The organism is Bradyrhizobium sp. CCH5-F6, assembly GCF_001556045.1.
Taxonomy (GTDB): Bacteria; Pseudomonadota; Alphaproteobacteria; order Rhizobiales; family Xanthobacteraceae; genus Bradyrhizobium.
The window spans coordinates 1-14,232 of sequence record NZ_LSIC01000140.1 but is presented as its reverse complement, the minus strand read 5'-3'; the positions used below and the strand labels follow the sequence as shown (position 1 = coordinate 14,232).

Annotated in this window: 15 protein-coding genes; 14 read left to right on the top strand and 1 reads right to left on the bottom strand. The window is 63.9% G+C overall.

Features of this window, described 5'->3' with window-relative positions; all coding sequences use genetic code 11:
- Positions 1–140: 140 nt before the first annotated feature.
- The 9 genes from secY to AX729_RS24870 all read left to right on the top strand — a co-directional run bounded on the left by secY (position 141) and on the right by AX729_RS24870 (position 7,799).
- A complete protein-coding gene (gene secY / locus AX729_RS24910; RefSeq protein WP_061026873.1) occupies positions 141–1,472 on the top strand; it encodes a preprotein translocase subunit SecY in 1,332 nt (443 codons plus the stop codon).
- Positions 1,469–2,680 (top strand): preprotein translocase subunit SecY, encoded by a 1,212-nt coding sequence (locus AX729_RS24905; protein WP_061026872.1) that lies wholly within the window; start codon positions 1,469–1,471, stop codon positions 2,678–2,680. Before secY ends, AX729_RS24905 begins: the two co-directional genes overlap by 4 nt.
- Entirely contained in the window at positions 2,677–3,555 is an 879-nt protein-coding gene (locus tag AX729_RS24900; protein WP_061026871.1) for an adenylate kinase, read from the top strand. Before AX729_RS24905 ends, AX729_RS24900 begins: the two co-directional genes overlap by 4 nt.
- A 185-nt stretch (positions 3,556–3,740) precedes the next feature.
- A complete protein-coding gene (gene rpsM, locus AX729_RS24895) occupies positions 3,741–4,109 on the top strand; it encodes a 30S ribosomal protein S13 (RefSeq protein ID WP_008549231.1) in 369 nt (122 codons plus the stop codon).
- 131 nt (positions 4,110–4,240) lie between these two features.
- Positions 4,241–4,630, top strand: coding sequence for a 30S ribosomal protein S11 (rpsK, locus tag AX729_RS24890; protein WP_007603045.1), 390 nt, complete (start codon positions 4,241–4,243; stop codon positions 4,628–4,630).
- Between the two features lie 112 nt (positions 4,631–4,742).
- Positions 4,743–5,774: a DNA-directed RNA polymerase subunit alpha gene (locus AX729_RS24885; protein WP_029674561.1), complete on the top strand. Its 1,032-nt coding sequence runs from the start codon at positions 4,743–4,745 to the stop codon at positions 5,772–5,774.
- 146 nt (positions 5,775–5,920) lie between these two features.
- On the top strand, positions 5,921–6,337 hold the full coding sequence (rplQ, locus tag AX729_RS24880) for a 50S ribosomal protein L17 (RefSeq protein ID WP_014494513.1): 417 nt from the start codon (positions 5,921–5,923) through the stop codon (positions 6,335–6,337).
- A 95-nt stretch (positions 6,338–6,432) separates the two neighbouring features.
- Positions 6,433–6,891, top strand: a complete 459-nt coding sequence (locus AX729_RS24875; RefSeq protein WP_061026870.1) for a hypothetical protein — start codon at positions 6,433–6,435, stop codon at positions 6,889–6,891.
- Positions 6,892–7,010: 119 nt separating this feature from the next.
- Positions 7,011–7,799: an SDR family NAD(P)-dependent oxidoreductase gene (locus tag AX729_RS24870; RefSeq protein ID WP_061026869.1), complete on the top strand. Its 789-nt coding sequence runs from the start codon at positions 7,011–7,013 to the stop codon at positions 7,797–7,799.
- 82 nt (positions 7,800–7,881) lie between these two features.
- Here AX729_RS24870 and AX729_RS24865 read toward each other — a convergent pair whose 3' ends face one another.
- Complete coding sequence (locus AX729_RS24865) at positions 7,882–8,895, bottom strand: zinc-binding alcohol dehydrogenase family protein (RefSeq protein ID WP_061026868.1); 1,014 nt, start codon at positions 8,893–8,895, stop codon at positions 7,882–7,884.
- A 121-nt stretch (positions 8,896–9,016) separates the two neighbouring features.
- Between AX729_RS24865 and AX729_RS24860 the strand changes: the two genes are divergently transcribed.
- The 5 genes from AX729_RS24860 to AX729_RS24840 all read left to right on the top strand — a co-directional run bounded on the left by AX729_RS24860 (position 9,017) and on the right by AX729_RS24840 (position 14,086).
- Positions 9,017–9,394 (top strand): winged helix-turn-helix transcriptional regulator, encoded by a 378-nt coding sequence (locus AX729_RS24860; protein ID WP_061026867.1) that lies wholly within the window; start codon positions 9,017–9,019, stop codon positions 9,392–9,394.
- 346 nt (positions 9,395–9,740) lie between these two features.
- Positions 9,741–11,147 (top strand): DegQ family serine endoprotease, encoded by a 1,407-nt coding sequence (locus tag AX729_RS24855; RefSeq protein WP_061026866.1) that lies wholly within the window; start codon positions 9,741–9,743, stop codon positions 11,145–11,147.
- Complete coding sequence (locus AX729_RS24850; protein WP_061026865.1) at positions 11,144–12,481, top strand: replication-associated recombination protein A; 1,338 nt, start codon at positions 11,144–11,146, stop codon at positions 12,479–12,481. The genes AX729_RS24855 and AX729_RS24850 overlap by 4 nt, the downstream gene beginning before the upstream one ends.
- A gap of 52 nt (positions 12,482–12,533) precedes the next feature.
- The gene (locus AX729_RS24845) at positions 12,534–13,748 is read left to right on the top strand and encodes an RluA family pseudouridine synthase (protein ID WP_061026864.1); all 1,215 of its coding nucleotides are present in this window, start codon (positions 12,534–12,536) and stop codon (positions 13,746–13,748) included.
- 41 nt (positions 13,749–13,789) lie between these two features.
- The gene (locus tag AX729_RS24840; protein WP_061026863.1) at positions 13,790–14,086 is read left to right on the top strand and encodes a hypothetical protein; all 297 of its coding nucleotides are present in this window, start codon (positions 13,790–13,792) and stop codon (positions 14,084–14,086) included.
- Positions 14,087–14,232: the final 146 nt, after the last annotated feature.

Sequence of the window (14,232 nt, the reverse complement as noted above, 5' to 3'; positions counted from 1 at the left end):
TCATTGGCCCGCGGCTCGCGGGCCTTTACGCATGCGGGACGTGGACTTATCGAAGCCGAGCCCCAGATAATGTCCGGCGTCCGCTAAACTAGCCCGGCCGCGGGCATGACGGCGCAACAGGCGGCGGGAGAAAGTCCAAGATGGTCTCTGCAGCGGAACAACTGGCAGCCAATCTCAATTTCGGCGCGTTTGCCAAGGCCGACGAACTGAAGAAGCGCATCTGGTTCACCCTGGGTGCGCTGCTCGTTTATCGGCTCGGAACCTACATCCCGCTGCCCGGCATCGATCCCAACATCTGGGAGCAGGTGTTCAAGTCCCAGGCGGGCGGCATCCTCGGCATGTTCAACATGTTCGCCGGCGGCGGCATCCACCGCATGGCGATCTTCGCGCTGAACATCATGCCGTACATCTCGGCCTCGATCATCATCCAGCTCCTCACCACCGTCTCGCCGCAGCTCGAGGCGCTGAAGAAGGAAGGCGAGGCCGGCCGCAAGACGCTGAATCAGTACACGCGCTACCTGACGGTCATCCTGGCCGCGTTCCAGTCCTACGGCATCGCCGTGGGCCTCGAAGGCGCCGGCAACGTCGTCAGCGACCCCGGCTTGTTCTTCCGCCTCTCTACGGCGATCACGCTGACCGGCGGAACCATGTTCCTGATGTGGCTGGGCGAGCAGATCACCTCGCGCGGCATCGGCAACGGCATCTCGCTGATCATTCTCGCCGGCATCGTCGCCGAACTGCCCGCGGCGCTCGCCGGCATGCTCGAACTCGGCCGTCAGGGCGCGATGTCGACCGGCCTGATCCTGGTCGTCATCATCATGGCCGTCGCCGTGATCGCCTTCATCGTGTTCATGGAGCGCGCGCAGCGCCGCCTCCTGATCCAGTATCCGAAGCGTCAGGTCGGCAACAAGATGTTCGAGGGCCAGTCCTCGCATCTGCCGCTCAAGCTCAACACCTCGGGCGTCATCCCGCCGATCTTCGCGTCCTCGCTGCTGCTGCTGCCGACCACGGTGGCGAACTTCAATTCGGGCAGCGGGCCGGAATGGTTCCAGTGGATCAACACCCAGCTCGGCCACGGCCGTCCGCTGTTCCTGATCTTGTATCTGGCGCTGATCGTGTTCTTCGCCTTCTTCTACACAGCGATCGTGTTCAACCCGACCGAGACCGCGGACAATCTGAAGAAGCACGGCGGCTTCATTCCGGGCATCCGTCCCGGTGAGCGAACCGCCGAATACATCGATTACGTGCTGTCGCGCATCACCGTGCTCGGCGCGATCTATCTGGCGATCGTCTGCTTGATCCCCGAAATCCTGATCTCCTACGCCTCGGTGCCGTTCTATTTCGGCGGCACCTCGCTGCTGATCGTCGTCAGCGTCACCATGGACACGGTGGCGCAGGTGCAGGGCTATCTGCTGGCGCACCAGTACGAAGGCCTGATCAGGAAGTCCAAGCTGCGGGGCCGCCGTAGATGAGCAGGGAGTTCGCGCGCCGAATCGCTTTCACGATTGGCGCGCTGCTCCTGTTCAGGTTGGGCACGCAAATCCCGATCGCGGGACTGAATATCTCGACCTACTCGCCGATGCTCGACTTCATTGGCCGACTCTCGGTCTTTGCGCTTGGCCTCATTCCGTATCTGACGGCGGCGATCTTTGTGCGGTTGCTTTCCGTGGTCTGGCGCGGTCTGAGCTCGCTCGAGCGGTCAGGTGAGGCAGGCCGGCGCAAGATCGCGCGGGTCACGCTCGGCCTGACTTTGTGTCTTGCTGCCTTTCAGGCCTACGGCATTGCTTCGACGCTGGCGACCATTCCGGGCCTTGTCAGGAATCCCGACGGCTGGTTCGTGATGACGGCCACGACCTCGATGGTCGGCGGCGTCTTCGTGCTGGTGTGGCTCAGCGAACAGATCACCCGCCACGGCATCGGCAACGGCCTGGCGCTGATCTTGAGCGTCGGCTTTATCGTGGCGATTCCGCGAGACGTCGCCGGCATCGTGGGGCTCCTGGAGAGCGGGGCGCTCTCGGGCAACCTCGTTCTCGCGCACGCCATGTTCTGGGTCCTGCTCGTGGCCGTCATGGTGCTGGTCGAGGGCGCCTGTCGCAATATTCGCGTCGAGTTCGGCGCTCTCGACACCGGCCGGCGGCAACTGCCGGCGCGCGAAGCCGTGCTCCCGATCAAGCTCAACAGCGCCGGGTTCCTGATTCCCGTGACTGTAGCGCCGTGGATCTTCTTTCTCCCGCTCGCCCTTGCGGGCCTCGTCATGGGCGCCGACCACCCGCTGGTCGCCGCGGCCTATCGCCATCTTCAGCTGGGGCAGCCGGCGCACCTCATCCTGGTGTCCATCGCGGTCTTCGTGCTGGCCTTCATCTATACCGCTTATGTCATCGATCCCGAATACACGGCCAAATCCCTGGCGCAACGTAACGGGATCGTCTCCGGTGTCGCGCCCGGCGAGGCGACCGCCGCCTATCTCGATCGCGTCGTGTCATTGACGACGGTCGTCGGAGCCGTCTACCTGACGGCGTTGCAGGTGATTCCGGGGGTGTTCGACCTTTACGGGATCGGCCTGCCTTATAGTATGGTCGTCAATGGTGGTGCTGCGCTGGTTGTGGTCTGCACCGCCCTTGATATCAAAGCACAGGTGCGCGACGTATCGCTCACCAATCCGGGGGGCGTACGCCGATGAGAATTATACTTCTGGGACCGCCGGGGTCGGGCAAGGGGACACAGGCTCAACTGCTGGTGCAGCGCTATGGCATCGTGCAGCTCTCGACCGGCGAGATGCTGCGCGCGGCGGTCGCGGCGGGAACGCCGGTCGGGCTCAAGGCCAAGGAAATCATGGCCAGCGGCGGCCTCGTGCCCGATGACGTCGTGGTGGGAATCATCTCCGACCGCATCGACCAGCCGGATGCCCGGAATGGTTTCATCCTTGATGGTTTCCCCCGTACCGTGCCGCAGGCCGAGGCGCTGGATGAGCTGCTCAAGCGCAAGCACCTCAAGCTCGACGCCGTGATCGAACTCCGCGTCAACGAGAGTGCGCTCCTGAGTCGTGTCGAGACCCGCGTTGCCCAGATGCGGGAACGCGGGGAGGAGGTCCGGGTCGACGATACCCCGGAGGTCCTGACCAAGCGCTTGGCCAGCTACCGTAGCCAGACGGAACCGCTGATTCACTACTATTCCGAGCGTCGGAAGCTCTCGACCATCGACGGCATGATGGCCATCGACGAGGTCACCCGCGCCATCCACCGCCAGCTTCTGGCGCTGGGGGCGGTGGAGCCCAAGGCTCATTCCCGGAGCGCGGCCAAGGCGTCGCCGGCCAAGACAGCGAAGGCGGTCAAGAAGCGGGCCAAGAAATCAGCCCAAAAGCCCGCTAAGGCCGCCAAAAAGGCCGCAAAGCCGGCAAAAACCGGCAAAAAGGCTTCGAAGAAGGCCGTGAAGGCCGGCAAGAAGGTGGCCAAGAAGACCGTCAGGAAAGCGGCGAAATCGACCGCCAAGAAGGCGGTCAAAAAGGGTGCCAAGACGACCGCAAAAAAGGTCACGAAAAAGCGAGCCAAACGCTAGCAGCGGTTGACGGAAGCCCCCGGAATCCCCTAATAAGCCCCGCATCCAAGTCGGATAGTTTCAGACGATGCCGGGCCCCAGGAAGACCGGGGGTGGGCGTCGTGTTCGCGTTTGTGAACACCTGCCCGAGAACACAAGCACTTAAAGCCCGATCCTGACGAGGATCGGCGACAGGAGAGAAGGCCGTGGCCCGTATTGCCGGCGTGAACATTCCCACCAACAAGCGCGTGCTGATCGCGCTCCAGTACATCCATGGCATCGGTCAGAAGATCGCCGGTGAGATCCTGGAGAAGGTGAAGATCCCCGTGGATCGTCGCGTCAATCAGCTCAGCGACGCCGAAGTGCTCCAGATCCGCGAAGTGATCGACCGCGATTATCTCGTCGAGGGCGATCTGCGTCGCGAGGTCGGCATCAACATCAAGCGTCTGATGGACCTCGGCTGCTACCGCGGCCTGCGCCATCGTCGCGGTCTGCCGGTGCGCGGTCAGCGCACCCACACCAACGCGCGCACGCGCAAGGGTCCGGCAAAGGCCATCGCCGGCAAGAAGAAGTAAACTGGCGAATAGGGAATGGCGAATGGCGAGTAGGGAGCATCCCTATTCGCCATTCGCTACTCGCTATTTGCTTCCACAGGTGTAGCCGCTGGCATTACGGCGGCGTTTGAGATCTTCAGGAAAGGGACTCAATGGGCAAGGAAGCCACCCGCGTTCGTCGTCGCGAGCGCAAGAACATCGCCTCCGGCGTCGCGCACGTGAACTCGTCGTTCAACAACACGACCATCACCATCACCGACGCGCAAGGCAATACGATTGCCTGGTCTTCCGCCGGCACGATGGGCTTCAAGGGCTCGCGCAAGTCGACCCCCTATGCCGCGCAGGTTGCCGCCGAAGACGTGTCCAAGAAGGCGCAGGAGCACGGCATGCGCACGCTGGAAGTCGAAGTCGCCGGTCCCGGTTCGGGCCGTGAGTCGGCGCTCCGTGCGCTCCAGGCCGCGGGCTTCACCGTCACCTCGATCCGGGACGTGACCACGATCCCGCACAACGGTTGCCGTCCCCGCAAGCGTCGGCGCGTTTGATACCAAGTCGCGGGCACATTGGTGGCCGCGACGACTTTTGTACGAAGCCGCGGGTGCGACCTGCGGCCTTTCTCCAACGCCAGTATTTGAATTCTCAAATTGACTGGCCTGTATGGGTGAAACAGTGACGATCCAGAAAAATTGGCAAGAACTGATTCGGCCGAACAAGCTCCAGGTCACGCCCGGCAGCGATCCCTCGCGTTTCGCGACCATCGTCGCCGAGCCGCTCGAGCGCGGTTTCGGCCAGACCCTCGGCAATGCGCTTCGCCGCATCCTGCTCTCCTCGCTCCAGGGCGCGGCGGTGCAGTCGGTGCACATCGACGGCGTGCTGCACGAGTTCTCCTCGATCGCGGGCGTCCGTGAGGACGTCACCGACATCGTGCTGAACATCAAGGACATCTCGATCAAGATGCAGGGCGAAGGCCCCAAGCGCATGGTCGTGAAGAAGCAGGGTCCGGGCGTCGTCACCGCCGGCGACATCCAGACCGTCGGCGACGTGGTCGTGCTGAACCCGGACCTCCAGATCTGCACGCTCGACGAGGGCGCCGAGATCCGCATGGAGTTCACGGTCTCGACCGGCAAGGGCTACGTGCCGGCCGAGCGCAACCGTCCCGAGGACGCGCCGATCGGCCTGATCCCGGTCGACAGCCTGTACTCGCCGGTCCGCAAGGTCTCCTACAAGGTCGAGAACACCCGCGAGGGCCAGATCCTCGACTACGACAAGCTGACCATGACGATCGAGACCAACGGCGCGATCACGCCGGATGATTCGGTGGCCTACGCCGCCCGCATCCTGCAGGATCAGCTCAACGTGTTCGTCAACTTCGAAGAGCCGCGCAAGGAAGTCGCCCAGGAGATCATCCCGGACCTCGCCTTCAACCCGGCCTTCCTCAAGAAGGTGGACGAGCTCGAGCTGTCGGTGCGTTCGGCCAACTGTCTGAAGAACGACAACATCGTCTACATCGGCGACCTCGTGCAGAAGAGCGAAGCGGAAATGCTCCGCACCCCGAACTTCGGCCGCAAGTCGCTGAACGAGATCAAGGAAGTGCTGGCCCAGATGGGTCTGCATCTCGGCATGGAAGTGCCGGGCTGGCCGCCGGAGAACATCGACGAGCTCGCCAAGCGCTTCGAGGATCACTACTGAGCGAATGGCGAATAGGGAGTGGCGAATGGATGACTATTCGCCATTCGCTACTCACCACTCGCTTCCTACGGGCGAACGCAGGCAGCCCACCTGAGCAACATGTCCGACGAACCGTCGCGGCAGTATTTATGTAAAGGACTACACACATGCGTCACGGCAAGGTTCATCGCAAGCTCAACCGCACCGCCGAGCATCGCCGCGCGATGTTCGCCAACATGTGCGCCGCGCTGATCAAGCACGAGCAGATTGTCACTACGCTCCCGAAGGCGAAGGAGCTCCGTCCGATCGTCGAGAAGCTCGTCACCCTCGGCAAGAAGGGCGGCCTCTCCATGCGCCGCCAGGCGATCTCCGAGATGCGCGACAAGGATCAGGTCAAGAAGCTGTTCGACGTGCTCGCGCCCCGCTACAAGGATCGCCAGGGCGGTTATACCCGCATCATCAAGGCTGGCTTCCGCTACGGCGACAATGCCGCAATGGCCGTGATCGAGTTCGTCGATCGCGACGTCGACGCCAAGGGCCAGGATTCCGGTCCTGTGCAGGAGAAGGAAGCCGAAGCGGCGTAAGCCGATCGGTTTGGGAGTTAAGAGAGCGGCGCCCCTCGGCGCCGCTTTTTTGTTGCAGCGTCGTAGTCAAGCGATTGGCGCAAGCGGAGCTCCAAATGGGTGCTGCAGAACTGCAAGTCATCTACCGGACGGACGAGGAGTATACTGGCCGGCTCACGGCAATCGTAAAGTCGGGTCGATTTTCCGCAGAAGGTGCGGCTTGGTTCGATCGGATCTACGTCAAGGAGACATTCCTGGTCGCGCTCCGGAAGTTTCCGCTATCGGCGGGCAATCCGCCAATCCTTGAGGGCGGCTTTTGGCGCAGTGGCAATCCGACGAGCCTCGACCAATGTCATCTGAGAATCCTCATCAAGCCGTACGACAGCCGCGGGACCTTGCTTGTGCGTGTGGATGTCTCCTCTGAAGTTTGGAAAACGCCCGATGCCGACCTGCAGAATTCGGCAACTGTCCGTTTCCGAGCCGAATATCCTGCCGTGGAAGCCTTCGCGCGAGAGTTCGAACAGGTCTTGGACGGAAAGAGAGAAGTTGCAGTCCTGAGTGGCATTGTGGAGTAGCAGGTTCAGCGGGCACGCTTCGCTTTGCCGCCCTTCTGCGAGGCTCACGCCTCGGTGAATGCAATTGCGGGTTCGCGCGCCACGCACGATATCCCCGTCAGCAGCAACGGAGATGAGCCATGAAGATCGACCTGACCGGCAAGATCGCCCTCGTGACCGGCTCGACTGCCGGCATCGGCCACGCCATCGCCAAGGGCCTCGCCGCCGCGGGCGCCAGTGTCGTGATCAATGGACGCGGTCAGGACAAGGTCGATGCGGCCATACGCAAGCTGGAAGCGGCCGGCGCCAAGGTGCGCGGTATCGCGGCCGACGTCTCGACCTCGGCGGGCTGCAAGACGCTGGTCACGGCGCTCCCCGACGTCGACATCCTCATCAACAATGCCGGCATCTTCGAGCCCAAGGACTTCTTCGACATTCCGGACGAGGACTGGACGCGCTTCTTCGAGGTCAACGTGATGAGCGGCGTGCGGCTGTCGCGCGCGTATATGCAGGGCATGCTCAAGCGCAATTGGGGCCGCATCGTTTTCATCTCCTCGGAGTCCGGACTGAACATCCCCGTCGAGATGATCCACTACGGCATGAGCAAGACGGCCCAGCTCTCGGTCGCGCGCGGCCTCGCTCAGCTCACCCGCGGCAGCGGCGTCACCGTCAATTCGGTGCTCCCGGGTCCGACCATGTCGGAGGGCGTCGAGACCTTCGTCAAGGATCTGGCGAAGCAGAACGGCCAGTCGGTTGACGAGGCCGCCGCCAATTTCGTCAAGCAGCACCGCCCGAGCTCGCTGATCCAGCGCTTTGCCAGCGTGGAAGAAATCGCCAACATGGTGGTCTATGTCGCCTCGAAGCAGGCGTCGGCCACCAACGGTGCGGCGCTGCGGGCCGAGGGCGGCATCGTCAACACGATCGCCTAGCGCGAGGAATCGGAGGGTAGGATACGCCCAGCAACTGCGCTTTTGCGCAGTCGCAGGGCTAACCGAGCTACGGCATCTTGGCTTACCAGCCCTCCAGCACGATCTTGCCGCGCGACTTGCCGCTCTCGAGCAGCGCATGCGCGCGCTTGAGGTTGGCGGCGTTGATCGTGCCAAGGGTCTGGTCGAGCGTGGTGCGCAAAACGCCCTTGTCGATGAGGTCGGCGACGTCATTGAGCAGCTGATGCTGCGCGATCATGTCAGGCGTCTGGAACGAGGAGCGCGTGAACATCGATTCCCAGTGCACCGAGATTGCCTTGCCCTTGAACGTGCTCATGGTGAACTCCGGCGGATCGTCGATCAGGCCGAACTTGCCCTGCGGCGCCATGAACTCGGCGATCGCCTTGTAGTGCTGGTCGGTGAAGGTCAGGCTTGCAACCAGCGCGACCGGCGGCAGCTTTAATTTCTCGATCTGCTCCTTCATCGGCTGGCCGTGGTCGATCACCGCGTGTGCGCCGAGATCGAGGCACCATTTCTGCGAGTCCGGCCGCGTCGCGGTCGCGAGCACCGTCAGCCCGGTGAGGCGGCGGGCCAGTTGGATCAGGATCGAGCCGACGCCGCCGGCGCCGCCCGTGATCAGGAGCGTGCGCGGATCGACGCTCTTGCCGGGGACCGCGCCGAGTCGATCGAACAACAATTCCCAGGCGGTGATGGAAGTGAGGGGAAGGGCGGCGGCCTGCGCGAACGACAGGCTCTTCGGCTTGCTGCCGACGATGCGCTCGTCGACCAAATGGTATTCCGAGTTGGTGCCCTGACGCAGGATCGATCCGGCGTAAAACACCTCGTCGCCCGGTTTGAACAGCGTCACGTCGGGGCCGACGGCATCGACCACGCCCGCCGCGTCATAGCCCAGGATCTTCGTCTCGCCCTCGGGTGGGGCAGCGCGCTTGCGCACCTTGTAATCGACCGGATTTGCCGAGATTGCCTTCACTGTGACGCGGATGTCGCGCCCCCTGGGTTCGGGCTTGGCGGTCTCGAAATCGATCAGCGAATCCGCGTTCTCGATCGGAAGCGATTTTTTGTAGCCGACGGCCTTCATGGCTTGTCTCCATCAGATGGGCTGTTCGCCTGCCGCTCTAACTGTCGCGCTGGCTTCAAATTGGCAAGTACTGTAAATTTGGGGATATAGTCCCTGTTTTGATACTATTGGGAAAACAAGCATGAAGCGGCGCAATTTTGCCCGTCGTCCCGGCTGCTCGGTCGAGGCGACGCTGGACCTGATCGACGGCAAGTGGAAGGGCGTGATCCTCTACCACCTCCAGAGCGGCACCCAGCGCTTCGGCGAACTGCGCCGCCGGATGCCCGGCATCACCCAGCGGATGCTCACGAAGCAGCTGCGCGCGCTCGAGGAAGACAAGCTCGTCATCCGCAAGGTCTATGCCGAGGTGCCGCCGCGCGTTGAATACTGTCTGTCCGAACTCGGCGAGAGCCTCAAGCCGGTGATCGATATCCTCAAGGCCTGGGGCGAGAGCCATCAGGAGCGCCTGTCCTGCGCGCCGCCGCCGGTGGTCGTGAAGAAGCCGAAGCGCGCCGCGTAGCTCGTCGATGAGCGGGTGCGTCGCACTCGGTGTCGTTCGCGCGACCGCGAACGCGGGAATCCTGCATCCGCCGCGGTAGCGCGATCTTCCGCTGCCTGCCGATTGGGCCTGGGGCCTGCGAGGCCGCCATCGGTTCCCACTGATGACAATTCGCTGCAACCGAATCAGCTCGCCATCCCTGCAAGATGACGTGCATCATGCCAATCCATCGCTCAGGCAACTTTCCGAATCGCACGCTCTGCTTGCATGCCGGACGCAGCGGGAAGGGGCCGAATATTGCCGCCCGGCGCCCTTCTATTGGGTGGCGAACGCGCCTATATTCCGGCGTCTTTTCCAAGAGGTAGGAATGTTTCGATCGATCTGGACCGCCGCCATTACGGCATTGTGCGTGGCTTTTTCGGCCCACTTCAATCCGGCCTCAGCGCAGGACCGCCGTGTGCCGTCATCGCCGGCCGAGTTGCGGCTGTCCTATGCGCCGATCGTGCAACGGGTGCAGCCGGCGGTCGTCAACGTCTATGCCGCCAAGGTGGTGCAGAACCGCAACCCGCTCCTGGACGATCCGATCTTCCGCCGCTTCTTCGGCGTGCCGGGCCAGCAACCCGAGCAGATGCAGCGCTCGCTCGGCTCCGGCGTCATCGTCGATGCCTCGGGTCTCGTCGTCACCAACGTCCACGTCATCGAAGGTGCGGACCAGGTGAAGGTATCGCTGTCGGACAAGCGCGAGTTCGAGGCCGAGATCCTGCTGAAGGATTCGCGCACCGATCTCGCAGTGCTGCGCGTGAAAGACCCCAAGGAGAAATTCCCGACCCTCGATTTCACAAACTCCGATGAGCTGTTGGTCGGCGACGTCGTGCTCGCGATCGGCAATCCCTTCGGTGTCGGCCAGACCGTGACCCACGGCATCATCTCGGCGCTGGCGCGCACGCAAGTCGGCATCACCGACTACCAGTTCTTCATTCAGACCGACGCGGCGATCAACCCCGGCAATTCCGGCGGCGCGCTGGTCGACATGAGCGGCAAGCTCGCCGGCATCAACACCGCGATCTATTCGCGCTCCGGCGGCTCGCAAGGCATCGGCTTTGCGATTCCCGCCAACATGGTGCGCGTCGTCGTCGCCTCCGCCAAGAGCGGCGGCAAGGCGGTGAAGCGGCCGTGGCTGGGGGCAAAGTTGCAGGCGGTGACGCCCGAGATCGCCGAGAGCCTCGGCCTGCGCTCGCCGACCGGTGCGCTGGTCGCGAGCGTGGTTCCGAATGGCCCGGCAGCGAAGGCCGGCCTGAAATCCTCCGACCTCATCACCGGCATCGACGGTCAGATCGTCGATGATCCCAACGCCTTCGATTACCGCTTCGCAACCCGTCCGCTTGGCGGCACCGCGCAGATCGACGTGCAGCGCGGCAGCAAGCCGATCAAGCTGACCGTCGCGCTGGAGACCGCACCTGATACCGGGCGCAACGAACTCGTCGTCACCGCTCGCTCGCCGTTCCAGGGCGCGAAAGTCTCGACCATCACGCCCGCGGTCGCCGACGAGCTGCGTCTGGACGCCGACACCGAAGGCGTCGTGATCACCGATATCGGCAGCGATACTGCGGCCGCGAATGTCGGATTCCAGAAAGGCGACATCATCCTGGCCGTCAACAACCAGAAGATCAGCAAGACCGGTGACCTCGAGAAGGCTGCAGGCGAGCGGCAACGGATCTGGCGCATCACGCTGGTGCGCGGCGGCCAGCAGATCAACGTCACGCTGGGCGGATGAGTCCGAAGCGACCACAGCAGACCCCGACTCTCTTTGCCGCGGCGGGGCTCGACCACGAGGCGCCGCATCCGCTGCCGGATCGGTTGCGTCCGCGCACGCTGTCGGAGGTCGTAGGCCAGGACCATATCCTCGGCCCTGACGGCGCGCTGACGCGCATGCTGGAGACGCGCACGCTCGGCTCCCTGGTGTTCTGGGGCCCGCCGGGCACCGGCAAGACCACGGTGGCGCGGCTGCTGGCGGATGCCACCGATCTGCATTTCGAACAGATCTCCGCGGTGTTCTCCGGCGTCGCCGATCTCAAGAAGGCCTTCGATGCTGCGCGCGCCCGCCGCGAGATGGGCAAGGGCACGCTGCTCTTCGTGGACGAGGTGCACCGCTTCAATCGCGCCCAGCAGGATTCGTTTCTGCCCGTGATGGAAGACGGCACGGTCGTCATGGTCGGCGCCACCACGGAGAACCCGTCCTTCGAGCTCAATGCGGCGTTGCTCTCTCGCGCGCGTGTGCTGGTGTTTCGCTCGCTCGACGCCGCCGCGATCGAAAAACTGTTTGCGCATGCCGAGGCGGTCGAGGGCAAGAAGCTGCCGCTCGATGCGGAGGCACGCGCGGTGCTGGTGCGCATGGCCGACGGCGACGGCCGCGCATCGCTGACGCTCGCCGAAGAGGTTTGGCGTTCGGCGCGGGCGGACGAGATTTTCAATGCCGCTCAGTTGCAGGACATCCTGCAACGCCGCGCGCCGATCTACGACAAGTCGGCTGACGGCCATTACAACCTGATCTCCGCACTCCACAAGTCGGTGCGCGGCTCCGATCCCGATGCTGCGCTCTATTATCTCGCGCGCATGCTGGATGCCGGCGAGGACCCGCTGTTCCTGGCCCGCCGCGTCGTGCGCATGGCGGTCGAGGACATCGGCCTTGCCGATCCGCAGGCCCTCGTGATCGCCAATGCGGCAAAAGACGCCTTCGACTTCCTCGGCCATCCCGAGGGCGAGCTCGCCATCGCGCAGGCCGTGGTCTATCTCGCCACCGCGCCGAAATCGAACGCCGTCTATACCGCCTTCAAGGCGGCGATGCAGACCGCCAAGCAGGCGGGATCGCTGCTGCCGCCGAAGCACATCCTCAATTCCCCGACCAAGCTGATGAAGTCGGAAGGCTATGGCGAAGCCTACGAATACGACCACGATACGCCGGAGGCCTTCTCCGGCCAGGACTACTTTCCGGAAGCCCTGGGCCGGCAGACCTTCTACGACCCGCCCGAGCGCGGCTTCGAGCGCGAGATCCGGAAGCGGCTGGATTACTGGGCCAAGCTGCGCAAGGAGCGGGGTGGGAAGCGCTAGAAGCGGCCATTTCGCCGTGACGGCAGTCGGCTTTTAGGGTACGCAGGCAACCATGAGCCGCCGCACCAAGAGAACCGATCCCAAGCCCCGTTCGCGCGACGAGCGCAAGGAGGCGCGTCCGTTCAAGGCGCACAGCGCGAAGAAGGCAGGGCCGCGGCCAGGCGGTAAGCCGGGCGCGAAGCCGCAGCGGCTTGCAGGCGAGCGTGCCGAGCGGCGTCCCTCCAAGCCCGAGCTTGAGAGAGCCGCGCCGGCAAAGCCCGCCGAAGCGCTGCTGCCGACCAAGGTGCAGACCGTCACCGTCACGGCCGACGAGAACAACATGCGCGTCGATCGTTTCCTCGAAGCGCGCTTTCCCGGGCTGTCGTTTTCCCACATCCAGCGCGTCGTCCGCAAAGGCGAGCTGCGCGTCGACGGCAAGCGCGTCGACAGCAAGGACCGGCTGGAGGAAGGGCAGAGCGTCCGCATCCCGCCGCTGAAGCTCGACGCGCCGAAGGTCGTCGGCGAGCTCTCGGAGGCTGCGCAGAAAACGCTCAAGGCACTGAAGGAGATGACGATCTTCGAGGACGACGACGTCCTCGTGCTGAACAAGCCGGCGGGCCTTGCCGTGCAGGGCGGCTCGGGCATGACGCGGCACATCGACCAGATGCTGGAGGTGATGCGCGATTCCAAGGGCCAGAAGCCGCGGCTCGTGCACCGCATCGACAGGGAGACGTCGGGCTGTCTTCTGATCGCCAAGACGCGCTTTGCCGCCTCGCATCTGACCGGCGCATTCCGCTCGCGGTCGGCGCGAAAGGTGTATTGGGCTCTGGTACCGGGCCTACCCAAGCCCAAGCAGGGCCGCATCTCGACCTTCCTCGCCAAGGAAGAGAGCGAGGACGACACCATCATGCGCATCGCCCAGCATGGCGACGAGGGCGCGAGCCACGCGGTGACCTATTATGCGGTGGTCGAGACCGCCGGCAACAAGCTGACCTGGGTGTCGCTGAAGCCGGTGACCGGCCGCACCCACCAGCTGCGCGCGCACATGGCCCATATCGGCCATCCCATCGTCGGCGATCCCAAATATTTCAACATCGAGAACTGGCAGCTGCCGGGCGGCCTGCAAAACCGGCTGCATCTGCTGGCACGGCGCATCGTCATTCCGCATCCGCGCGGCGGCGTGATCGACGCCACCGCGCCGCTGCCGCCGCACATGCAGCAGTCCTGGAACCTGCTCGGGCTGGACGCAACCAGATTTGATCCGATCGAGAATGCGCCTGAAGATTAGCACGGTTGAATGGGGGCGGCAGACACACGACATGTCCTCCCATGACAAGGCTACCGATCCTTCTTGCGCTGTTGGCTGTGCTGCTCACAGGACAGCTCGCGCACGCGCAATACGTGCAGCCGGGCGCCCCTCAGCTCGTTCCGGTGCCGCCCCCTCCGCCGCCCCCGAAGATCGAGGTGCCGAAGGTTCCGCAGTTCGACGCGCCGCCGCGCTACAATTATAAGCCGATCCCGCGCAACTCATTCAGCGACCGCGTCACGAAGTGCCTCGATGATGCCGCAGGCGCTGGGCTCGGCCCCGCGGACCGCGGCACTTATGCGCGTAGCTGCGCAAATTAGGGGCGTTTCGGGCCTCACGTGCAGCGGCGCCCGCAAGTTCCCGCATGCCCGCTGCTCGCTTTATCAGGCGCCGCTTCTATCTTAAAAGCCTGTTAGAGCGTTTTCGAGCGAAGTGGACGCCGGTTCGCGTCAAGAAAACGCGTCAA